This window comes from Pseudomonas sp. 1, assembly GCF_056626735.1.
In genome coordinates this window covers 202,171-224,046 of sequence record NZ_JBWXMQ010000010.1, presented here as the reverse complement: position 1 = coordinate 224,046, position 21,876 = coordinate 202,171, and the positions used below count along the sequence as shown (strand labels likewise).

Sequence of the window (21,876 nt, the reverse complement as noted above, 5' to 3'; positions counted from 1 at the left end):
ACCGAACGTTTTCCTGATGAGACCGAGCCATGCACAACAACAATAAAGAGCTGACTTTAAGCGCCCCGCTCAGCGGCCCGGTGCTCACGCTCGCCAAAGTCCCGGACGCGGTGTTCGCCAGCGGCGCGATGGGCGACGGCATTGCCATCGATCCGCTGAACGATACCTTGTATTCGCCCTGCGCCGGCGTGGTGATCCACGTCGCCCGCACCGGCCACGCACTGACCGTGCGCGCTGACAACGGCGCCGAGCTGTTGTTGCACCTCGGCCTGGACACGGTGGAGTTGCAGGGCGAAGGGTTCTCGATGCTGGTCAAGGAAGGCGCGCGGGTCAGCAGTGGCCAGCCGTTGTTGCGCTATGACCTGGACAAGGTCGGCCGCCAGTGCAAAAGCCTGGTCAGCCTGTTGATCCTGACCAACAGCCAGGATTTCCAGGCGCGCCCCATTACGCTGAAAACGGTGAAGGTCGGTGAACCGCTGCTGCACATCGTCGCTCGTCGCAGCGTTGCGGCGAACATCGAAGAACCTGGCGGCCCGGAAGTTCACGGTCACGTGCGGATCGCCCATCGCGGTGGTCTGCATGCACGCCCGGCGGCGTTGATCCGCCAGACAGCGCAAGGTTTCAAGAGCCAGTCGCAGCTGCATTTCGCCGGCAAATCGGCGCCGTGCAACAGCCTCATCGGTTTGATGGGCCTGGCGATTGGCGAGCAGGACGAAGTGCAGGTCAGTTGCCAGGGCCCCGACGCACAGGCGGCGTTGCAAGCCTTGCTTACCGCATTGGCCACCGCCCTGCCCGAAGATCATCATGCCGCCGCGCCGGTTGCCTCCGCCCCACGCAATCGTTCGGCCGAGGCTGGCGTGTTGCACGGCGTGTGCGCCGCACCGGGCCTGGTCGGCGGGCCGCTGTTTCGCTTGAACGCGATCAGCCTGCCAGCCGACAGCGGCAATCATCAGCCCGAGCAACAGTTGCAAATTCTCGACACCGCGCTGAATCAGGTTCGCAGCGAAATCAACAGCACCCTCGCCCAGGCGAAAAAACAGCGTAATGCCGACGAAGAAGCGATTTTCGCCGCGCACCTGGCCTTGCTTGAAGACCCGGCCCTGCTCGACGCTGCCCAGCAATCAATTGAAACCGGCACGGCGGCGACCCACGCCTGGAGCCAATCCATCGACGCGCAATGCGAGGTACTGCAAAACACCGGCAGCCCGCTGCTGGCCGAGCGCGCCAACGATCTGCGCGACCTCAGGCAACGGGTGCTGCGCGCGCTGCTTGGCGAAGCCTGGCACTACGACGTGCCGGCCGGCGCCATTGTCGCCGCCCACGAACTGACGCCGTCGGACTTGCTGCAACTGAGCGCGCAAGGCGTCGCGGGTTTGTGCATGGCTGAAGGTGGTGCGACTTCCCACGTGGCGATTCTGGCCCGAGGCAAAGGCCTGCCGTGCATGGTTGCACTGGGCTCGGCGCTGCTCGACCAAGCACAAGGCCAATCGGTGGTCCTCGACGCCGACGGCGGTCGCCTCGAACTGACGCCGAATGCCGAGCGTCTGGCTGAGGTCCAACAAGCGCAAATCGACCGACAGCAACGGCGCAATGCCCAGCAAGCCAAAGCCCATCTGCCCGCCGAAACCCGCAACGGCGTCGCTATCGAAGTGGTCGCCAACGTCGCCTCCAGCCATGAAGCGGCGGATGCATTTGCCAACGGCGCCGATGGCGTCGGCCTGCTGCGTACCGAGTTCCTGTTCGTCGACCGCCACACTGCACCGGATGTCGAAGAGCAACGCGCCGCCTATCAAGCCGTGATCGATGCCATGGGCGACAAGTCGGTAATCATCCGCACCATCGACGTCGGCGGCGACAAACAACTCGACTACCTGCCACTGCCGGTCGAAGCCAACCCGGTGCTCGGTCTGCGCGGTATTCGTCTGGCCCAGGCCCGCCCGGAAATCCTCGATCAGCAACTGCGCGCCCTGCTGCAAGTCAGCCCGTTGCAGCGCTGCCGGATCCTGTTGCCGATGGTGACCGAAGTCGACGAACTGCTGCACATCCGCCAGCGGGTCGATGCGCTGTGTCTGGAGCTGGGCATCAATCAACGTCCGGAAATCGGCGTGATGATCGAAGTTCCGGCCGCTGCGCTGCAGGCTGAACAACTGGCCGAGCACGCGGACTTCCTGTCCATCGGCACCAACGACCTGTCGCAATACACCCTGGCCATGGACCGCGACCACGCCGGCCTCGCCGCACGGGTCGATGCCTTGCACCCGGCGCTGCTGCGCCTGATCGCCATGACCTGCGACGGCGCGGCGCTGCATAAACGCTGGGTCGGCGTGTGCGGCGCCCTCGCCTCGGATCCGCTGGCGACGCCGGTGTTGATCGGCCTGGGCGTGACCGAACTGTCGGTGAGCCCGGTACAGATCGGCGAAATCAAGGACCGCGTGCGCCAGTTGCACGAAGCCGAATGCCAACGCCTCGCCCGGGACTTGCTCAAGCTGAGCAGCGCCGCCGCGGTGCGGCATGCCTGTCATCAACACTGGCCTCTGCGCTAACAAAAACAACAAGGACAAACGCCATGTACCAACTCTTCATCGAAGGCCTGCAACGCCTCGGCCGGGCGCTGATGCTGCCAATCGCGATCCTGCCGATCGCCGGCCTGCTGCTGCGCCTGGGCGACACCGACCTCCTGAACATCGCGATCATCCACGACGCCGGTCAGGTGATCTTCGCCAACCTGGCAATGATCTTCGCCATCGGCATCGCGGTCGGGTTTGCCAAGGACAACAACGGCACCGCCGGCCTCGCCGGGGTGATCGGTTACCTGGTGATGATCTCCACCCTCAAGGTGCTCGACGCGAGCATCAACATGGGCATGCTCGCCGGGATCGTCAGCGGCCTGATGGCCGGCGCGCTGTACAACCGTTTCAAGGACATCAAGCTGCCGGAGTACCTGGCGTTCTTCGGCGGCCGGCGCTTCGTCCCCATCGTCACCGGTTTCAGCGCGGTCGGCCTGGGCGTGCTGTTCGGCTACATCTGGCCGCCGATCCAGCACGGCATCAACAGCTTCGGCACCCTGCTGATGGAAAGCGGCAGCTTCGGCGCCTTCGTCTTTGGCGTGTTCAACCGCCTGCTGATCGTCACCGGCCTGCACCATATCCTCAACAACATGGCGTGGTTCGTGTTCGGCAACTTTACCGACCCGACCACCGGCGCACTGGTCACCGGTGACTTGTCCCGCTATTTCGCCGGCGACCCGAAAGGCGGCCAGTTCATGACCGGCATGTTCCCGGTCATGATCTTCGGCCTCCCCGCCGCCTGCCTGGCGATGTACCGCAACGCCCTGCCGGAGCGGCGCAAAGTCATGGGCGGGATCTTCCTGTCGATGGCCCTGACCGCGTTCCTCACCGGCGTCACCGAACCCATCGAATTCGCCTTCATGTTCCTCGCTCCGCTGCTGTTTCTTCTGCATGCGCTACTGACCGGCCTGTCGATGGCAATCACCAATGCGCTGAACATCCACTTGGGCTTCACCTTCTCCGGCGGTTTCATCGACATGGTGCTGGGCTGGGGACGCTCGACCAACGGCTGGCTGGTGGTGCCGGTGGGCCTGGTTTATGCGGTCATCTACTACGCGGTGTTCGATTTCTGTATCCGCCGCTTCAACCTGAAAACCCCGGGACGTGAAGACGTTGCCAGCGCCGACAAAGCGGTCCTGACCGAAAACGAACGCGCCGGGGCTTACATCAAGGCACTGGGTGGCGCGGAGAATCTGGTGACTGTCGGCGCATGCACCACGCGGCTGCGCCTGGAAATGGTGGATCGCAACAAAGCCTCCGATGCGGACTTGAAAGCCCTGGGCGCAATGGCCGTAGTACGTCCGGGCAAGGGCGGGAGCTTGCAGGTGGTTGTCGGGCCGATGGCCGACAGCATTGCCGACGAAATCCGCTTGGCGATGCCCGCATTGGGCCGAACCGTAGTGGTTGCCCCTGTCGACATCGTTGAAACCAGCGAGCCCGTCACAGTGTCCACACCCCAGGCCCAGCAATGGCTGACTGCTCTGGGCGGCAGCGACAACGTGCTGCAACTGGACTGCATCGCCATGAGCCGGATACGCCTGCAACTGGCCGATGGCAAGGCGCTGTCGGAAAGCCGATTGAAAGAGCTTGGATGTCTGGGTGTGAGCGCACTGGAAGATGGCGTATGGCACTTGCTGGTGGGCGAGCGGGCGCAGAGTTTGAGTGCGGCGCTGGAGGGGTTGGTTAATCGGAGTGAGGTGAGTGCGAAGGTTTAGGTCCACCACTCAACACGATGAGCGTTAGCTCGAGTAAGGCTCTTGATCTTTTGGCCCCATCGGCAGGCTGAGTGGAGGGATTTATCCGGGGGTGGGAGCGCAGCGACCGTGCGGCGCAGCCGCATGCATCGAGAGGAGGTGCAGCGAAGCAAACCGTAGGCGATGCCCCCGGATGAATCCCGGAACGAAGGAACGCCGAGCCACAGCGAGGCGCCGAACGCAGGGGCCCAGCGTTTTTGGTTACTTTTTTGGCGTTTGAAAAAAGTGACTCGCCGTAAGGGCGAAACCGCCAGCAGCAACACCCGAAGAAACGGATATTCACTCAATCCCCCCCCAAAAAAACCAAAAAACCCGCTGAAATCACTCTCAGCGGGTTTTCATTTCAGCAGCCAAGGAGGATCAAAAATCCTCCAGTCGCCACACTTCATAAGCCGGCGTCTCGTAGGGATGGCTCAACTTAAGAGCCGCCACTACCGAGCGAATCAACTCATCGCCAACAACAAGCTCAACCTTCCACTCCTCGACCCGCTCAACCTGCCCCGCCTCGCCAATGAACGGCTGACTGCCGTCCAGAGGCCGAAACTGACCAGATCCAAGCACCTGCCAGGCACAGTGGTCATAGTCACCGATCCGCCCGCCACCGGCCGCGAATACGGCGTCCTTGACCACCTCGACATGGCTGTCGGGAACAAAAAACGCAAGCTTGTACACAGCGCTTAGTTCACCCACACACGAGCGTTACGGAACATGCGCATCCAAGGAGCGTCTTCGTTCCAGTCTTCCGAACGCCACGAGTTCTGCACGGCGCGGAACACACGCTCCGGGTGCGGCATCATGATCGTTACGCGACCGTCGCGGCTGGTGAGGCCGGTGATCCCGCGCGGCGAACCGTTCGGGTTGGCCGGGTAGGCTTCGGTGACCTTGCCGTGGTTGTCGACGAAACGCATCGCCACGCAACCGGACAGATCGGCTTCAAGCAGTGCCTCTTCGCTTTCGAATTCGGCATGGCCTTCACCGTGAGCGATAGCGATCGGCATGCGCGAACCGGCCATGCCCTGCAGGAAGATCGAGTTCGATTCCTGGATTTGCACCATCGCCACGCGCGCTTCGAACTGCTCGGAGCGGTTGCGCACGAAGTGCGGCCAGAACTCGCTGCCCGGAATCAGCTCGTGCAGGTTGGACATCATCTGGCAACCGTTGCACACGCCGAGGGTGAAGCTGTCGTTACGTTCGAAGAAGCCCTGGAACGCATCGCGGGCACGGCTGTTGAACAGCGCGGATTTGGCCCAGCCTTCACCGGCGCCGAGAACGTCGCCGTAGGAGAAGCCACCGCAGGCCACCAGACCTTTGAACTCGTTCAGGTCGACGCGACCGGCCAGAATGTCGCTCATGTGCACGTCGATCGCGTTGAAACCGGCGCGGTCAAACGCGGCTGCCATTTCCACCTGACCGTTGACGCCCTGCTCACGCAGTACGGCGACCTGTGGGCGGATGCCTTTCTTGATGTAAGGCGCGGCGATGTCCTGGTTGACGTCGTAGCTCAGCTTGACGCTCAGGCCCGGGTTGTCTTCTTCCAGCAGCGCATCGAACTCTTGCTCGGCGCAGTCTGCGTTGTCGCGCAGACGCTGGATCTGGTAGCTGGTCTCGGCCCACTGACGTTGCAGCAGACGACGCTGGCCTTCGAACACGGTGTCACCGTTGAAGGTGATGTTGATCTGGCCGTTGTTGATCGGTTGACCGATCACGGAAACGCATTCACCCAGACCGGCAGCGCTGAATTGCGCAAGGATGCCCGGAGTGGCGTCCTGGCGAACCTGGATCACGGCACCCAGTTCTTCGTTGAACAGGATGGCGGCGATTTCTGCCGAGGATTCAGCAACGCTGTCGAGGTTCAGGCTCAGACCGCAGTGGCCGGCGAAGGCCATTTCCACTACGGAGGTCAGCAGACCACCGTCGGAACGGTCGTGGTATGCCAGCAGGTGACCGTCGGCGTTGAGGCCCTGGATCACCGCGAAGAAGGCTTTCAGGTCTTCGGCGTCGTCGACGTCCGGGGCCTGCTTGCCGAGCTTGCCGTGAACCTGAGCGAGGATCGAGGCGCCCATGCGGTTCTGGCCCCGACCGAGGTCGATCAGGATCAGGTCGGTGGTGCCCTTGTCCATGCGCAGTTCCGGGGTCAGGGTCTGACGGATGTCAGCCACTGGCGCGAAACCGGTCACGATCAGGGACATCGGCGAGGTGACGGTCTTGTCTTCGCCGTTGTCGTTCCAGCGGGTGGCCATGGACATCGAGTCCTTGCCCACCGGAATGGTCAGCCCCAGCTCAGGGCACAGCTCCATGCCGACCGCTTTCACGGTGTCATACAGACGCGCGTCTTCACCCGGGTGGCCGGCAGCGGACATCCAGTTCGCCGACAGTTTGATGTCGGAGAGCTTGTTGATGCGCGAGGCGGCAATGTTGGTCAGGGTTTCGCCGATGGCCATGCGACCCGACGCCGGAGCGTCCAGCAGCGCCAGCGGAGTGCGCTCGCCCATCGCCATCGCTTCACCGGTGTAGACGTCGAAACTGGTGGCGGTAACGGCAACGTCAGCCACCGGAACCTGCCATGGGCCGACCATCTGGTCGCGGGCCACGAGGCCGGTAATGGTGCGGTCGCCGATGGTGATCAGGAAGCTTTTGCTCGCCACGGCCGGGTGGTGCAGGACGCGCTCGATGGAATCGGCGATGTCGAGGTTCGACGGATCGAAGTCATCGCCCAGCTCGGCTTCGCGAACCACCGAACGGTGCATGCGCGGTGCCTTGCCCAGCAACACTTCCAGTGGCATGTCCACCGGGTTGTTGCCGAAGTGGCTGTCGGTCACGGTCAGTTGCGGCTCGGCGGTGGCTTCACCGACGACGGCGAACGGGCAACGCTCACGTTCACAGATCGCCTTGAAGCGCTCGAAGTCGGCCGGGCCGACTGCCAGAACGTAACGCTCCTGGGATTCGTTGGACCAGATTTCGTGCGGGGCCATGCCCGGCTCGTCGTTTGGAATGTTGCGCAGTTCGAAACGGCCACCGCGGTCGCCGTCGTTGACCAGTTCCGGGAAGGCGTTGGACAGACCGCCAGCCCCCACGTCGTGGATGAAGCTGATCGGGTTTTTGTCGCCCAGCTGCCAGCAACGGTCGATGACTTCCTGGCAGCGACGCTCCATTTCAGGGTTTTCACGCTGCACGGAAGCAAAGTCCAGGTCCGCCGAGCTGGTGCCGGTGGCCATTGAGGAAGCAGCGCCGCCGCCCAGACCGATCAGCATCGCCGGGCCGCCGAGCACGATCAGCTTGGAGCCGACGACGATCTCGCCTTTCTTGACGTGTTCTTCACGGATGTTGCCCATACCGCCCGCCAGCATGATCGGCTTGTGGTAACCGCGAACTTCGTCACCGTGCGGGGTAGTGATCGATTGTTCGAAGGTACGGAAGTAGCCGGTCAGGGCCGGACGACCGAATTCGTTGTTGAACGCAGCACCGCCCAGCGGGCCTTCGATCATGATGTCCAGCGCGTTGACGATGCGCTCAGGCTTGCCGTACGGCACTTCCCACGGCTGTTCGAAGCCCGGGATCTGCAGGTTCGACACGGTGAAGCCGGTCAGGCCGGCCTTCGGCTTGGCGCCACGACCGGTTGCACCTTCGTCGCGGATCTCGCCGCCGGAACCGGTGGACGCGCCCGGGAACGGAGCGATAGCGGTCGGGTGGTTGTGGGTTTCGACCTTCATCAGGATGTGCACCGGCTCCTGCACCGCGCCGTACTGGCGGGTTTCCGGATCCGGGAAGAAGCGGCCGGCGACGTTGCCGACGATCACCGAAGCGTTGTCCTTGTAAGCGGACAGCACGCCTTCGCTGTGCATCTGATAGGTGTTCTTGATCATGCCGAACAGGCTTTTTTCCTGGCTCTCGCCGTCAATATCCCAACTGGCGTTGAAGATCTTGTGGCGGCAGTGCTCGGAGTTGGCCTGGGCGAACATCATCAGTTCGATGTCGTGGGGGTTACGCTTGAGACCGTTGAAGGCGTTGACCAGGTAGTCGATCTCGTCTTCGGCCAAGGCCAGACCCAGTTCGACGTTGGCTTTTTCCAGCGCGGCGCGACCACCGCCGAGGATATCGATGGCGGTCAGCGGCTTCGGTTCGGCGTGGCTGAACAGACCGGCAGCCTGTTCGAGGTTGCCCAGAACGATCTGGGTCATGCGGTCATGCAGTACGTCGGCGATCTGCTGCGCGTCGGTTTCGCTGAACTGACCGGCCACGTAGAACGCAATGCCGCGCTCCAGGCGCTGGATCTTGTTCAGGCCGCAGTTGCGGGCGATGTCGCTGGCCTTGCTCGACCATGGCGAGATGGTGCCGAAACGCGGCAACACCAGGAACAGACGACCGGTCGGCTCTTGAACCGGAACGCTTGGACCGTACTTCAGAAGGCGCGCAAGCACCTGCTGTTCGTCGCCGGTCAGGACGCCGGTGACTTCGGCGAAGTGAGCGAATTCAGCATACAAGCCACTGACAGCCGGAACCTTCTGGCTCAGTTGCTCAAGGAGTTTGCTGTGGCGAAAGGCAGAAAGGGCAGGAGCGCCGCGCAGGATCAACATCTTCGGGACAGCCTCGGGAAGGGGTGTGCTTTGAGGCCGTGCATTCTAGCCTAAACCGCCCTCAACATCACCCGAAACGCTACGCACGGTTGCACCCGGATGTCGAGTGGTGTTCCTGCCTTGAGGGTCAAATTTAACGGCTGCAGGAACGCCGGTTATTTTTTCTGTCACAAAATGCCTTTCGGGCCCGTCCCTGCGGGGTTTCGAGCGGTTTTGTGATCCCTAGCAGACAACCCCGCAACTGTCGAGATATGGCGCCCGTTGTCCTTTGCGTATACTGCGCACATGTTTTCCCCAACGGCTTTGCGTCCGCGGTACGCCAGATGGCTGATCGCTACCGGACTCTTCCTGATGCTCAGTGGCTGTGTTGATAAACCCAACACACTCGAGCGCGTAAAGGAGGATGGCGTGCTGCGGGTGGTCACCCGAAACAGCCCCGCCACCTACTTTCAGGATCGCAGCGGTGAAACCGGCTTCGAATACGAGCTGGTGAAGCGCTTCGCCGACGATTTGGGGGTAGAGCTTAAAATCGAAACCGCCGACAACCTCGACGACCTGTTCAACCAGATCGGCAAGCCGAACGGCCCGGTGCTGGCGGCCGCCGGTCTGGTCAGCAGCGAACAGCGCAAGAAACAGGTGCGTTTCTCCCGCTCCTACCTCGAAGTCACTCCGCAGATCATCTACCACAACGGCCAGTCGCGCCCCACCGACGCCAGCGATCTGGTAGGCAAGAAGATCATGGTGCTCAAGGGCAGCACCCACGCCGAACAACTGGCGGAGCTGAAACAGAAATATCCTGCCATTCAATACGAAGAATCCGACGCCGTTGAAGTGGTCGACCTGCTGCGCATGGTCGATGAAGGTCAGATCGACCTGACCCTGGTCGATTCCAACGAAGTGGCGATGAACCAGGTGTACTTCACCAATATCCGCGTGGCCTTCGACCTCGGCGACGCCCGCAGCCAGAGCTGGGCCGTGGCCGCCGGTGAAGACAACAGCCTGCTCAACGAGATCAACAGTTATCTGGACAAGGTGCAGAAGAACGGCACCCTGCAACGTCTGAAAGACCGTTATTACGGCCACGTCGACGTCCTCGGCTACATGGGTGCCACCACCTTCGCCCAACATTTGCAGCAGCGGCTGCCCAAATACGAACAGCACTTCAAGGCCTACGCCAAGAAAGAAAAAGTCGACTGGCGCCTGCTCGCGGCCATCGGTTACCAGGAATCGCTGTGGCAACCGGCGGTCACGTCGAAGACCGGCGTGCGCGGGCTGATGATGCTGACCCAGAACACCGCCCAGGCCATGGGCGTATCCAACCGCCTCGATCCGAAGCAGAGCATCATGGGTGGCGCCAAGTACCTGGCCTACATGAAGGATCAGCTCGACGAGTCGATCCAGGAGCCGGATCGCACCTGGTTTGCCCTCGCGGCCTACAACGTTGGCAGCGGTCATCTGGATGACGCGCGCAAACTGGCGGCCAAGGAAGGGTTGAACCCGGACAAGTGGCTGGATGTGAAAAAGATCCTGCCGCGTCTGTCGCAGAAACAGTGGTACAGCAAGACCCGCTACGGCTACGCCCGGGGCGGCGAACCGGTACATTTCGTGGCGAACATCCGACGCTACTACGACATCCTCACCTGGGTGACCCAGCCGCAGCTTGAAGGCGATCAAGTGGCCGAAGGCAACCTGCATGTGCCGGGGATCGACAAGTCGAAGCCCGCTCAAGAGCCCGCTCCGCTTTAACCCATCCCCAAAACAAATGTGGGAGCAAGTTTGCTCCCACAGGATGTTGATACTTAGTGTTTGGCAGCCGCCACAATCAGCGCTTTCATCTCCGACACCGCCGACTTGAAGCCGACGAACAACGCGTGTGCCACCAACGCATGGCCGATGTTCAGCTCGTTGATGCCCTTGATCGCGGCCACGGCCTCGACGTTGTGATAGTGCAGGCCATGGCCGGCATTGACGATCAGGCCCTGGGCCAGACCGAACGCCACGCCATCCGCCACACGCTTGAGTTCTTGCGCCACCTCGCTTGGCGTTTCAGCATCGGCATACCGCCCGGTGTGCAGTTCGATGGCCGGTGTGCCGACACGCTTCGACGCCGCGATCTGCCGCTCGTCGGCGTCGATGAACAGCGACACTTCGCTGCCGATCTTCGACAGACGCTCGACCGCCGCTCTGATTCGCTCCTCCTGCCCCGCCACATCCAGACCACCTTCGGTGGTCAGTTCCTGACGAGTTTCCGGCACCAGGCAGATGTGCGCCGGACGAATGCGTTCGGCGAACGCCATCATTTCTTCGGTGACGCCCATTTCGAAGTTCATGCGGGTTTGCAGCACGTCCTTGAGCAGCAGGACGTCGCGCTCCTGAATGTGTCGACGGTCTTCGCGCAGGTGCACGGTGATACCGTCGGCGCCCGCCTCTTCCGCGTCCAGCGCAGCCTTGACCGGATCCGGGTAGCGCGTACCACGGGCCTGACGCAGGGTGGCGACGTGGTCGATGTTCACGCCAAGAAGAATGCGATTGCTGGTGGTCACGGATGCGCTCCTGAATGGAAAGATTCGGCGCACAGCATATCAGGGCTTGCGAAACAGCTCGCGACTGACGAGAGGACGACCGCCCAGATGCACGGCCAGCGCTTGTCGCATCAAGCGTTTGGCGGCGGACAACGCGCCGGGGGCCGACCAGTCGGCTTCGGCCATGGCCAGCAGTTCGGTGCCGTTGAACAGGCCGGGTTGCAGCAGATAGACCCGCTCGAGTCCGGCATCCACCTGCAAACGGTAGAGACCATCCGCAGCGATGGGTTGGTCGTTGATGTCGGTGTTCAGGGAAAAACCGTAACCAAGGTCGTCGAGCAGCCGCCATTCGAAGGATCGCAGCAGTGGCTCCAGTGGCCGGCCTTCAGCCAAAGCCAGCAAGGTAGCAGCGTAATGATCGAACACCGCCGGGTGCGGGTCTTCGGCGGGCAGCAGGCGAATCAACAATTCGTTGAGATACAGGCCGCTGAATAACGCCTCGCCGACCATCCACGTTGCGTTGCCGACACTTTCCATCCGCCCGACGTTCTTCAACTCACCCTTGCCGCGAAACTCCACTTCCAGCGGCACGAACGGCCGCGCCAGTGTTCCGGCCTTGCCCCGCGCACTGCGCAATACCGCCCGCAGCCGACCTTGCGGCGTGAGGAAGTCCACCAATGCGCTGGTTTCGCGGTAGGCGCGGGAGTGCAGGACGTAGGCGGGTTGGGCGGGAGGCGCTTGAGACATGGATTTCTCGTTGAGGGAAACGCGGTTTACTCATCACCCAAAACCAGTGTGGGAGCGAGCTTGCTCGCGAAAGCGGTGCAACAGTCAACATCAATGCCGAATGTTACATCGTCTTCGCGAGCAAGCTCGCTCCCACAATGGATCGATGTATTGCTTTACAGGTCGCCGTAACCCAGCGAACGCAGCGCACGCTCGTCGTCGGACCAGCCGCCCTTCACCTTGACCCACAGGTTGAGCATGATCTTGGAATCGAACAGCAGCTCCATGTCCTTGCGCGCCTCGGTGCCGATGCGCTTGATACGCTCGCCCTTGTCGCCAATGATGATTTTCTTCTGGCCGTCACGCTCGACGAGAATCAACGCATGGATGTGTAGCGTCGCGCCCTGCTGCTTGAACTCTTCGATTTCCACGGTGATCTGGTACGGCAGTTCGGCACCGAGCTGGCGCATGATCTTCTCGCGCACCAGTTCGGCGGCGAGGAAGCGGCTGCTGCGGTCGGTGATCTGGTCTTCCGGGAAGAAGTGATCGTTCTCCGGCAGATGGTCGGCGATGACCTTTTCCAGCGCATCGAGGTTATGCCCTTGTTGCGCCGAAATCGGAATGATCTGCGCGTTCGGCAGCTGTTCCTGCAACCACGACAGATGCGGCATCAGCTCGGCCTTGTCTTCGATGCGGTCGGTCTTGTTCAGCGCGACGATCAACGGGCCGGTCACGTACTGCACGCGCTCCAGAACCATCTGATCTTCTTCGGTCCACTTGGTGCGATCGACTACGAAGATCACCACGTCGACGTCTTTCAACGCCGCCGAAGCGGTCTTGTTCATGTAGCGGTTCAGGGCCTTTTCGCCACCCTTGTGCATGCCGGGGGTGTCGACGTAGATCGCCTGCACGTCGCCCTCGGTCTTGATCCCGAGCATGTTGTGGCGAGTGGTCTGCGGCTTGCGCGAGGTGATTGCCAGCTTCTGGCCGAGGATGTGGTTCAGCAGCGTGGACTTGCCCACGTTGGGACGGCCGACGATGGCAACATAGCCACAGCGCGTTGCGTTTGTATCAGTCATTGCCATTCTCCACACCCAGGGCAATCAGTGCTGCGGCGGCCGCTACCTGTTCGGCAATACGACGGCTCACACCCTGACCTCGGCTTTTTTCATTCAATAGGACAACTTCGCACTCGACGAAGAAGGTACGGCAGTGCGGCTCGCCCTGGATATCCACCACTTCATAGCGCGGCAGTTCACAGCCGCGCGATTGCAGGAATTCCTGCAGGCGAGTCTTCGGATCCTTGTTGGTATCGACCAGCGTCAGGCCTTCGAACTCACCGGCCAGCCAGGCCAGTACGCGCTCGCGGGCGACTTCCATGCCGGCGTCGAGGTAGATTGCACCGATCAGTGCTTCCAGGGCGTCGGCCAGAATCGACTCGCGACGGAAACCGCCACTCTTCAACTCGCCGGAACCCAGACGCAGGTAATCGCCCAGATCGAAACCGCGGGCCAGCACCGCCAGCGTCTCACCTTTTACCAGCCGAGCGCGCAAACGCGACAACTGGCCTTCGCGAGCCAGCGGGAAACGGTCGAACAGGGCTTCGCCGGCAACAAAGTTGAGGATCGCATCGCCGAGGAATTCCAGACGCTCGTTGTTGCGTCCGGCAAAGCTGCGGTGCGTGAGGGCCAGGACCATCAGTTCCTGGTCCTTGAAGGTGTAACCGAGCTGGCGCTCGAGACGGCTTAGAGAAACGCTCACGGTTTACCCACGCTGAGTTCGTGGCTGGATTCCACCGCCATCGCCGGGATACGGCGCAGGCCTGGGACAATTAACGCTGTGTTCAAAAATGACGTCCTGAATATCGTGGCTTCATGCCCTGGAGCCGGTTGTGCCGACGCCAGAAATGCATTCGGCGCTGTGGTCAACAGCGCCGTGTTTGTTTACTTGATCAGGCCGACCCGCGAGAAGTTCGGCAGGTGGCTGAGTTTCGGTTCCGGCCAGCTCATCCAGACCGCGAAGGCTTTGCCGACGATGTTCTGGTCGGGAACCATGCCCAGCAGATCCTTGGGAATGTTTGGATCATCCCAGTAGCGACTGTCGTTCGAGTTGTCGCGGTTGTCGCCCATCATGAAGTAGTGTCCGGCCGGCACGGTCCAGCTATGGTCCGGCGTAGCGCGGTAGCGGCTCATTTCCTTGCGGATCAGGTGCTCGGCGGCGCCGAGTTTTTCCTTGTAGAGTTCCGCACTGCCGAGGGTGCCCGGCTCGGAGCCGACCATTTGCTCGGCAATCGACTCGCCATTGACGAACAGACGCTTGTCGGCGGTGTACCGCACGGTGTCGCCCGGCAGGCCGACGACACGCTTGATGTAGTTGACGTTCGGATCGCTCGGGTAGCGGAATACCATCACATCGCCGCGCTGCGGATCACCGACTTCGATGATCTTCTTGTCGATCACCGGCAAACGGATCCCGTAGGAAAACTTGTTCACCAGAATGAAGTCGCCGACGTCCAGGGTCGGTTTCATCGAGCCGGACGGAATCTGGAACGGCTCCACCAGAAACGAACGCAGCACCAGCACGATGAACAGCACCGGGAAGAACGACTTGCCGTACTCGACCAGCAGCGGTTCCTTGTTCAGCTTCTCGACCACCATCACATCAGGCTGGCTGACGCTGCCCTGATAGGAGGCGATGGCAGCACGCCGACGCGGTGCCAGGATCAACAGATCGAGCAACGCCAACAGACCGCAGACGAACACGGCAATGACCAGCAACAGCGGGAAATTTAGTGACATAGGACCTGACTATTCCAACCTGAGCACGGCGAGGAAGGCTTCTTGTGGGATTTCCACGTTGCCGACCTGTTTCATGCGTTTCTTACCGGCCTTCTGCTTCTCAAGCAGTTTTTTCTTACGGCTGACGTCGCCGCCGTAGCACTTGGCCAATACGTTCTTTCTGAGCGCCTTGACGGTTGTCCGGGCGACGATCTGACCGCCAATGGCAGCCTGGATGGCCACGTCGAACATCTGACGAGGAATCAGTTCTTTCATCTTCTCGGTCAACTGGCGACCTTTGAAGTGCGAATTGTCACGGTGCACGATCAGCGCCAGAGCGTCGACCTTGTCGCCGTTGATCAGCACGTCCAGTTTCACCAGATTAGCCGATTGGTAGCGATCGAAATGGTAGTCCAGCGAAGCATAGCCGCGGCTGGTGGATTTCAGACGATCGAAGAAGTCCAGGACCACTTCGTTCATCGGCAGGTCGTAGGTCACCTGCACCTGATTGCCGAGGAACAGCATATCGACCTGCACGCCGCGTTTTTCGATGCACAGGGTGATGACGTTGCCCAGGTGCTCCTGCGGTACCAGGATGTTGGCGCGCACGATCGGCTCGCGCATGTCTTCGATCGACGAGACATCCGGCAGCTTTGACGGGTTGTCGACGTAAATCGTTTCACCGGTTTTCAGCACCAGTTCGAAGATTACGGTTGGCGCCGTGGTGATCAGGTCCAGGTCGTATTCGCGCTCCAGGCGCTCCTGGATGATCTCCATGTGCAGCATGCCGAGGAAGCCGCAACGGAAGCCGAAGCCCAGTGCGTCGGAGCTTTCCGGGGTGTATTGCAGCGACGAGTCGTTCAGGGTCAGTTTCTGCAGCGCTTCGCGGAAGTCCTCGAAGTCGTCGGAGCTGACCGGGAACAGACCGGCGTAAACCTGCGGCTGGATACGTTTGAAGCCTGGCAGCACCGGAACGTCCGGAGTGGAGCTCAGGGTCAGGGTGTCACCGACCGGCGCACCGTGAATGTCCTTGATGCTGGCGATGATGAAGCCCACTTCGCCGGCTTTCAGGTCAGCGGTGGCGGTGTGTTTCGGGTTGAACACGCCAACGCTGTCGACCAGATGCACCTTGCCGGTGGACTTGACGAGGATCTTGTCGCCCTTCTTCACGCGGCCGTGACGCACGCGTACCAGGGAGACAACGCCCAGGTAGTTGTCGAACCAGGAGTCGATGATCAACGCTTGCAGCGGATCTTCGATGTTGCCGGTCGGCGCAGGAATGGTGGTAACCAGACGCTCCAGAACCTCGTCGACACCCAGGCCGGTCTTGGCGCTGCAGGTGACGGCGTCGGTGGCGTCGATGCCGATGATCTTCTCGATCTCGTCCTTGACGCGGTCGGGCTCGGCCTGTGGCAGGTCGATCTTGTTCAGCACCGGCATGACCTCGAGGCCCTGCTCGATGGCGGTGTAGCAGTTGGCCACGGACTGGGCTTCAACACCCTGCCCCGCATCGACCACCAGCAACGCGCCTTCACACGCGGCCAGGGAACGGCTGACTTCGTAGGTGAAGTCGACGTGGCCCGGGGTGTCAATGAAGTTCAGCTGGTAGGTAATGCCGTCTTTGGCCTTGTAATAGAGGGTGACGCTGTGGGCCTTGATGGTGATCCCGCGCTCACGCTCCAGTTCCATGGAGTCCAGGACCTGGGCTTCCATTTCACGCTCGGCCAGGCCGCCGCACATCTGGATGAAACGGTCAGCCAGCGTCGACTTGCCATGGTCAATGTGGGCGATGATGGAGAAATTGCGGATATGACTCAAATCACTCACGGATCAACACTCAAAAAGGCTGCAGGCTTGGCCCGCCGAAAAATAGCCGGGAATTGTACCTGATACACGGCGCAAGCGTCACGTTCGCCTGTCACCCGGATTGCATGCAAAAACGCCCCGATCTGACGACCGAGGCGTTTCCAAGGCTAAAGCGTGGGTGAAACCTTGTTCATCAACCGGCTCGACGCAACAGCCAGACACCCGCCAGCGCACATACGCCAGCCGGCACCAGCACCGCGAACAGCGGCGAGAACCCGAACACCAGACTGGATGGACCCAGCAGATCCTGAACGATGCGGAAGGTGAAACCCACCAGCACACCGGTGAATACCCGCTGACCGAGGGTCACCGAACGCAACGGACCGAAGATGAAGGAGATCGCCATCAGTACCAGGGCAGCGGTCACCAGCGGCTGCAACACCTTGACCCAAAATGCCAGCCAGTAACGACCGTTGCTCAGGCCCTGATCGGCCAGGTAGTGGATATAACCCCACAGGCCGGTGATCGACAGCGATTCCGGCGCCATCACCACAGTGCTCAGCAATTGCGGGCTCAGCGAGACATCCCAACGCTCGACCGGTGTATTGACCACTTCGGTACTGCGCTCGTGGAATCTGGTAGTCGTTACGTCGGTCAGCTGCCAGTGATCGGTATCGAACTCGGCGCGCTTGGCGAAGCTCGAGCTCAGCAGATGACGCTCTTTGTCAAAGTGATAGCGAGTCACGCCATACAGGCGACCGTTGGGCTGTACGGAGTTGATGTGAATGAACTCCTCGCCCTGGCGGTGCCACATGCCGTGCTTGGCGCTTTGCGCGTCGCCGCTGCCTTGCGCCAGCGAACGGTTGGCCTGGGCCATGCTTTCGGTGACCGGCGCCACGTACTCGCCGATCAGCACACCGGCCAGCATCAGCACCAGCATCGGTTTCATTACCGCCCAGACGATGCGCCCGATGGACACACCGGCAGCGCGCATTACCGTCAGTTCGCTGCTGCTCGCCAGACTGCCGAGGCCGATCAGACAGCCGATCAGCGCCGCCATCGGCAGCATGTCGTACATGCGGCGTGGCGCGGTCAGGAGCACGAAACTCAGGACATCGACCAGGGTGTAGGTGTCACTGACGTCGCCCATCTCGTCGATGAACGCGAACAAGGTCGCCAGGCCGAGAATGATCGCCAGCACTGCAATGATCGCAATGAATACGCTGCTGCCGATGTAGCGGTCGAGTTTAACCACGGGCCACCTCCAGCGCAGCGCTGCGACGGCTGGCCAGCTTCAGGCGCAGAGGTTCCCAGTACAACAGGCCCAGGCCGATGAACAGGAAGATCGCGTGCACCCACCACAAACCGAGCGACGGTGGAATCTTGCCTTTTTCAAGGGCGCCGCGGGCGGCAATCAGGATGGTCAGGTAAGCCATATAAAGAAGAATCGCCGGCAGCAGCTTGAGGAAACGCCCCTGACGCGGGTTGACCCGCGACAGCGGCACCGCCATCAGGGTCACGATGAACACCAGCAACGGCAGCGACAGGCGCCATTGCAATTCGGTTTTCGAGCGGATGTCGTCGCTGCCCAGCAAAGACGAGGTCGGCATGGCGTCACGGTCGGTGACTTCCTCGCTGACATCCGGCTTGGGCAGCAGCACGCCGTAGGTTTCGTAGTGGATGGCGCGGTAGTTGGCCTGACCCGGGCTGCCGTCGTAGCGGTACCCGTTGTCGAGGATCAGGTAGCGGTTGCCGTCGGGACGCACTTCCTGACGGCCCTTTTCTGCCACCAGCACGGAAATACCGCGATCCTTCTGGTTGGCGCCGAGGTTCTTCTGCGAGATGAACACGCTGCCCAGGTTGACCCGATCGTCGCTCAGGGTTTCGGTGTAGGTCACCCGCGTACCGTCGCGCAGGGCCTGGAAACGGCCGGGCTCGAGGGTGTCGAACTCGGTCAGGGCGTCCTGTTTGTTCAGCAGCAGCTGGAACTGGTTGGCGCCTTGCGGGGCCAGGCTCAGGCTCAGCCATGCCACCACCAGCGCCACCAGGGTGGCCGGGAACAGGGTCATGCGAAACAGACGCTGCTGACTCATGCCGGTGGCCGAGAGCACGGTCATCTCGCTTTCCAGGTACAACCGGCCGTACGCCAGCAGGATCCCGAGAAACAGGCCCAGCGGCAGGATCAGTTGCAGGAAGCCCGGCAGACGGTAGCCCATGATCAGGAACAGCGATCCCGGATCGAGCTGGCCCGCAGCGGCCTGGGCGAGGTATTTGATGAAGCGACCGCTCATGATGATGACCAGCAGCACGGCGCTTACCGCACTCAGGGTCAACAGGACTTCGCGGGACAGATAACGGAAGACGATCAAACCAGACACTCCAGGGTTGTCAGGCTAAGGCGGCCAAACAAGCAAACGTATCGACGGGCCCGCAAGGCAGAGCCGTCGAAAAAAGATGCGGCATTATCCTGTGATTGAGGGCGCCTGTCACTGCGCACACTCACGCAAGCATGCAATCCGTTGAAGATCGTACAACCGAGGGTTGTCAGGCGCGGTGAGCGAGGTTCAAACTGCCGCCTCTGTCGCAGGCACTGGCCTGCGCCTCTTCTCTCTATAAGCAGGCGACGGCGGACACGTCGAACGCCTGCGTGTTGACCATTCATTCAGGGATCCGGACATGGAACTGGTTGTAAAAAGCGTTAGCCCAGAAACGTTGAAAACCGCCACCCTGGTGGTTGCTATCGGCGAAGGCCGCAAACTCGGTGTTGCCGCCAGGCAGGTCGACGAACTGAGCGGCGGCGCCATCAGCGCCGTGCTCAAGCGTGGCGACCTGGCCGGCAAGGTCGGTCAGAGCCTGTTGCTGCACAGCCTGCCGAACCTGAAAGCCGAACGCGTGCTGCTGGTCGGCGTGGGCAAGGATGAAGAACTGGGCGACCGTCCGTTCCGCAAGATCGTCGCCGGCATCCTCAACACGCTTAAAGGCCTGGGTGGCAGCGACGCCGTGCTGGCGCTCGATGAAATCATCGTCAAGAACCGCGACAGCTACGGCAAGACCCGACTGCTGGCCGAAACCCTGATCGACGGCGAATACACCTTCGACCAGTTCAAGAGCCAGAAAGCCGAACCGCGCGCCCTGAAGAAGATCACCCTGCTGACCATCAAGGCCGCTCAGGCCGAAGTGCAGCGCGCCGTGAACCACGCCACTGCGATCGCCAACGGCATGGCGTTCACCCGCAACCTGGGCAACCTGCCGCCGAACATCTGCCACCCGACTTTCCTGGGCGAACAGGCCAAGAACCTCGGCAAAGAGTTCAAGGATCTGAAAGTCGAAGTCCTCGACGAGAAGAAGATCAAGTCGCTGGGCATGGGTTCGTTCTACGCCGTCGGCCAGGGCAGCGCCCAGCCGCCGCGTCTGATCGTCATGCAATACAACGGCGGCAAGAAATCCGAGAAGCCGTACGCGCTGGTCGGTAAAGGCATCACCTTCGACACCGGCGGCATCAGCCTGAAGCCGGGCGCCGGCATGGACGAGATGAAGTACGACATGGGCGGCGCCGCCAGCGTGTTCGGTACCCTGCGCGCCGTGCTGGAACTGAAACTGCCGATCAACCTGGTGTGCATCCTCGCCTGCGCCGAGAACATGCCGAGCGGCACGGCTTCGCGTCCGGGCGACATCGTCACCACCATGAGCGGCCAGACCGTGGAAATCCTCAACACCGACGCCGAAGGCCGTCTGGTGCTGTGCGACGCCCTGACCTACTCCGAGCGCTTCAAGCCGCAAGCAGTAATCGACATCGCCACCCTGACCGGTGCCTGCGTCGTTGCTCTGGGCGCCCACACGTCAGGCCTGCTGGGCAACAACGACGAGCTGATCGAGCAACTGCTGAGCGCCGGCAAGGCTGCCGACGACCGCGCCTGGCAACTGCCGCTGTTCGATGAGTACCAGGAGCAACTGGACAGCCCGTTCGCCGACATCGCCAACATCGGCGGTCCGAAAGCCGGCACCATCACCGCCGCCTGCTTCCTGTCGCGCTTCACCAAAAAACTGAACTGGGCACACCTGGACATTGCAGGCACCGCCTGGACCAGCGGCGGCAAGGACAAGGGCGCCACTGGCCGTCCGGTTCCACTGCTGACCCAATACCTGCTGGACCGCGCCAAAGCCTGAAACCGATGACTGCGGGCGGCGCCTTTCTTGAGAGGCGCCGCTTTCAGCTCAGGAACCGCAATGACCAAAGTCGACTTTTATATCCTGCCCAGCGCCGATCCTTCGGCTCGCCTGGACTTTGCCTGCAAGCTCACCGAGAAAGCGTGGCGCATGGGCCACCGCATCTACCTGCATTGCAGCGATGCCGCCCAGCGTGATGATCTCGATGCGCGGCTGTGGGCGTTCAAGGGCGAAACCTTCGTGCCTCACGGCCCGGCTGAAAGCGAACCGGAAGGTTTGATCGTGTTGGGATTGGGCGATGACTGCGGCCAGCACGCGGACTTGCTGGTCAACCTCGACCTGAAAGTCCCGGCTTTCGCCAACAAATTCGCCCGGGTGGCGGAGGTTGTGGTGGAAGATCCGACGATTCGCACTGCGGCGCGGGAGAGTTTCCGTTTCTACCGCGAACAGGGCTATCCTCTGCAAGACCACCGTTTACAGCGACTCTGAGTACGCCGATGGACACTCCAAAACCGCTGCAAAAACCCGCGCACCTGCTGGATGATCTCGAGTCGATCCGCCAGTTGCTCGGTGATGACAACCTGCAACCGCCGCTGCTGACCGACACGGTCGATGATGGCGAACAGGAACAGATTCCGATGTTGTTCGATTCGATCGACAACACACCGCAAGCCGCCGAAGCTGCACCCCCGCCGACGCCTGCCCCGCAGCCTGCCGCTGCACCTGTGGATAAAGGTCCCGACGCGCTCCTGCACCTGGACAGCGAACTGCGCGCCGCCGCGCAACTGATCATGCAGGACGTGATCGACGATTTCGCACCACACATCGAAACCGAAATCAAACGTCGCCTCGAGGCGCGGATGGAACGGCTTCTCGGCCAGTATGAATAATCCCCCCGATCTCCTGTAGGAGCTGACTGGCCAGCGACAGCATCACGGCGGCTTTCCTGAAAAACCGCGCCACCGCCATCGCTGGTCAGCCAG

Annotated in this window: 16 protein-coding genes; 6 read left to right on the top strand and 10 right to left on the bottom strand. The window is 61.6% G+C overall.

Translation table 11 applies throughout. The features are described from left to right. The first annotated feature begins 29 nt into the window (after window positions 1-29). Window positions 30-2,543 (top strand): phosphoenolpyruvate--protein phosphotransferase, encoded by a 2,514-nt coding sequence (gene ptsP, locus AC1MDC_RS17225; protein ID WP_480393393.1) that lies wholly within the window; start codon window positions 30-32, stop codon window positions 2,541-2,543. A 23-nt stretch (window positions 2,544-2,566) separates the two neighbouring features. Beyond that, the gene (gene nagE, locus AC1MDC_RS17220; protein ID WP_480393392.1) at window positions 2,567-4,282 is read left to right on the top strand and encodes an N-acetylglucosamine-specific PTS transporter subunit IIBC; all 1,716 of its coding nucleotides are present in this window, start codon (window positions 2,567-2,569) and stop codon (window positions 4,280-4,282) included. A 399-nt stretch (window positions 4,283-4,681) separates the two neighbouring features. Here the strand turns inward: nagE and AC1MDC_RS17215 are convergent, their stop codons facing one another. Together AC1MDC_RS17215 and purL are read right to left on the bottom strand one after the other, a co-directional pair. Further along, complete coding sequence (locus AC1MDC_RS17215) at window positions 4,682-4,993, bottom strand: YqfO family protein (protein ID WP_266200888.1); 312 nt, start codon at window positions 4,991-4,993, stop codon at window positions 4,682-4,684. A gap of 5 nt (window positions 4,994-4,998) precedes the next feature. Continuing rightward, complete coding sequence (purL, locus tag AC1MDC_RS17210; protein ID WP_234204527.1) at window positions 4,999-8,895, bottom strand: phosphoribosylformylglycinamidine synthase; 3,897 nt, start codon at window positions 8,893-8,895, stop codon at window positions 4,999-5,001. Window positions 8,896-9,180: 285 nt separating this feature from the next. Here purL and mltF point away from each other — a divergent pair, with 285 nt between their 5' ends. Beyond that, window positions 9,181-10,641: a membrane-bound lytic murein transglycosylase MltF gene (gene mltF / locus AC1MDC_RS17205; protein WP_480393391.1), complete on the top strand. Its 1,461-nt coding sequence runs from the start codon at window positions 9,181-9,183 to the stop codon at window positions 10,639-10,641. A gap of 53 nt (window positions 10,642-10,694) precedes the next feature. Here mltF and pdxJ read toward each other — a convergent pair whose 3' ends face one another. The 8 genes from pdxJ to lptF all read right to left on the bottom strand — a co-directional run bounded on the left by pdxJ (window position 10,695) and on the right by lptF (window position 19,095). Further along, on the bottom strand, window positions 10,695-11,438 hold the full coding sequence (gene pdxJ / locus AC1MDC_RS17200) for a pyridoxine 5'-phosphate synthase (protein ID WP_480393390.1): 744 nt from the start codon (window positions 11,436-11,438) through the stop codon (window positions 10,695-10,697). Window positions 11,439-11,477: 39 nt separating this feature from the next. After that, complete coding sequence (recO, locus tag AC1MDC_RS17195) at window positions 11,478-12,164, bottom strand: DNA repair protein RecO (protein ID WP_085702536.1); 687 nt, start codon at window positions 12,162-12,164, stop codon at window positions 11,478-11,480. Between the two features lie 155 nt (window positions 12,165-12,319). Further along, window positions 12,320-13,222 carry a GTPase Era gene (gene era, locus AC1MDC_RS17190; protein ID WP_011332590.1) on the bottom strand — a complete coding sequence of 301 codons (903 nt, stop codon included), beginning with the start codon at window positions 13,220-13,222 and terminating at the stop codon, window positions 12,320-12,322. Continuing rightward, window positions 13,215-13,904: a ribonuclease III gene (rnc, locus tag AC1MDC_RS17185; RefSeq protein ID WP_011332589.1), complete on the bottom strand. Its 690-nt coding sequence runs from the start codon at window positions 13,902-13,904 to the stop codon at window positions 13,215-13,217. The genes era and rnc overlap by 8 nt, the downstream gene beginning before the upstream one ends. A 182-nt stretch (window positions 13,905-14,086) precedes the next feature. Next, window positions 14,087-14,941, bottom strand: a complete 855-nt coding sequence (lepB, locus tag AC1MDC_RS17180; RefSeq protein WP_085697246.1) for a signal peptidase I — start codon at window positions 14,939-14,941, stop codon at window positions 14,087-14,089. A gap of 9 nt (window positions 14,942-14,950) precedes the next feature. Continuing rightward, the gene (gene lepA / locus AC1MDC_RS17175) at window positions 14,951-16,747 is read right to left on the bottom strand and encodes a translation elongation factor 4 (RefSeq protein ID WP_085697245.1); all 1,797 of its coding nucleotides are present in this window, start codon (window positions 16,745-16,747) and stop codon (window positions 14,951-14,953) included. 172 nt (window positions 16,748-16,919) lie between these two features. After that, window positions 16,920-17,981, bottom strand: coding sequence for an LPS export ABC transporter permease LptG (gene lptG / locus AC1MDC_RS17170; RefSeq protein ID WP_085697244.1), 1,062 nt, complete (start codon window positions 17,979-17,981; stop codon window positions 16,920-16,922). Beyond that, window positions 17,974-19,095, bottom strand: a complete 1,122-nt coding sequence (gene lptF / locus AC1MDC_RS17165; protein WP_085697243.1) for an LPS export ABC transporter permease LptF — start codon at window positions 19,093-19,095, stop codon at window positions 17,974-17,976. The genes lptG and lptF overlap by 8 nt, the downstream gene beginning before the upstream one ends. A gap of 307 nt (window positions 19,096-19,402) precedes the next feature. Between lptF and AC1MDC_RS17160 the strand changes: the two genes are divergently transcribed. Genes AC1MDC_RS17160 through AC1MDC_RS17150 form a run of 3 tightly spaced genes read left to right on the top strand, consistent with a single transcriptional unit; the run spans window position 19,403 to window position 21,783 of the window. After that, window positions 19,403-20,893: a leucyl aminopeptidase gene (locus AC1MDC_RS17160; protein ID WP_227234537.1), complete on the top strand. Its 1,491-nt coding sequence runs from the start codon at window positions 19,403-19,405 to the stop codon at window positions 20,891-20,893. Window positions 20,894-20,953: 60 nt separating this feature from the next. Then, entirely contained in the window at window positions 20,954-21,382 is a 429-nt protein-coding gene (locus tag AC1MDC_RS17155; RefSeq protein WP_085697241.1) for a DNA polymerase III subunit chi, read from the top strand. An 8-nt stretch (window positions 21,383-21,390) separates the two neighbouring features. Next, window positions 21,391-21,783 (top strand): DNA polymerase III subunit chi, encoded by a 393-nt coding sequence (locus AC1MDC_RS17150; RefSeq protein ID WP_085697240.1) that lies wholly within the window; start codon window positions 21,391-21,393, stop codon window positions 21,781-21,783. Window positions 21,784-21,876: the final 93 nt, after the last annotated feature.

Excerpts from the sequence above, each read along its gene's own strand:
- ptsP (WP_480393393.1), top strand. The coding sequence starts at position 30 with ATGCACAACAACAATAAAGAGCTGACTTTAAGCGCCCCGCTCAGCGGC.
- nagE (WP_480393392.1), top strand. The coding sequence starts at position 2,567 with ATGTACCAACTCTTCATCGAAGGCCTGCAACGCCTCGGCCGGGCGCTG.
- purL (WP_234204527.1), bottom strand. The coding sequence starts at position 8,895 with ATGTTGATCCTGCGCGGCGCTCCTGCCCTTTCTGCCTTTCGCCACAGC.
- mltF (WP_480393391.1), top strand. The coding sequence starts at position 9,181 with ATGTTTTCCCCAACGGCTTTGCGTCCGCGGTACGCCAGATGGCTGATC.
- recO (WP_085702536.1), bottom strand. The coding sequence starts at position 12,164 with ATGTCTCAAGCGCCTCCCGCCCAACCCGCCTACGTCCTGCACTCCCGC.
- era (WP_011332590.1), bottom strand. The coding sequence starts at position 13,222 with ATGACTGATACAAACGCAACGCGCTGTGGCTATGTTGCCATCGTCGGC.
- lepB (WP_085697246.1), bottom strand. The coding sequence starts at position 14,941 with ATGTCACTAAATTTCCCGCTGTTGCTGGTCATTGCCGTGTTCGTCTGC.
- AC1MDC_RS17160 (WP_227234537.1), top strand. The coding sequence starts at position 19,403 with ATGGAACTGGTTGTAAAAAGCGTTAGCCCAGAAACGTTGAAAACCGCC.
- AC1MDC_RS17155 (WP_085697241.1), top strand. The coding sequence starts at position 20,954 with ATGACCAAAGTCGACTTTTATATCCTGCCCAGCGCCGATCCTTCGGCT.
- AC1MDC_RS17150 (WP_085697240.1), top strand. The coding sequence starts at position 21,391 with ATGGACACTCCAAAACCGCTGCAAAAACCCGCGCACCTGCTGGATGAT.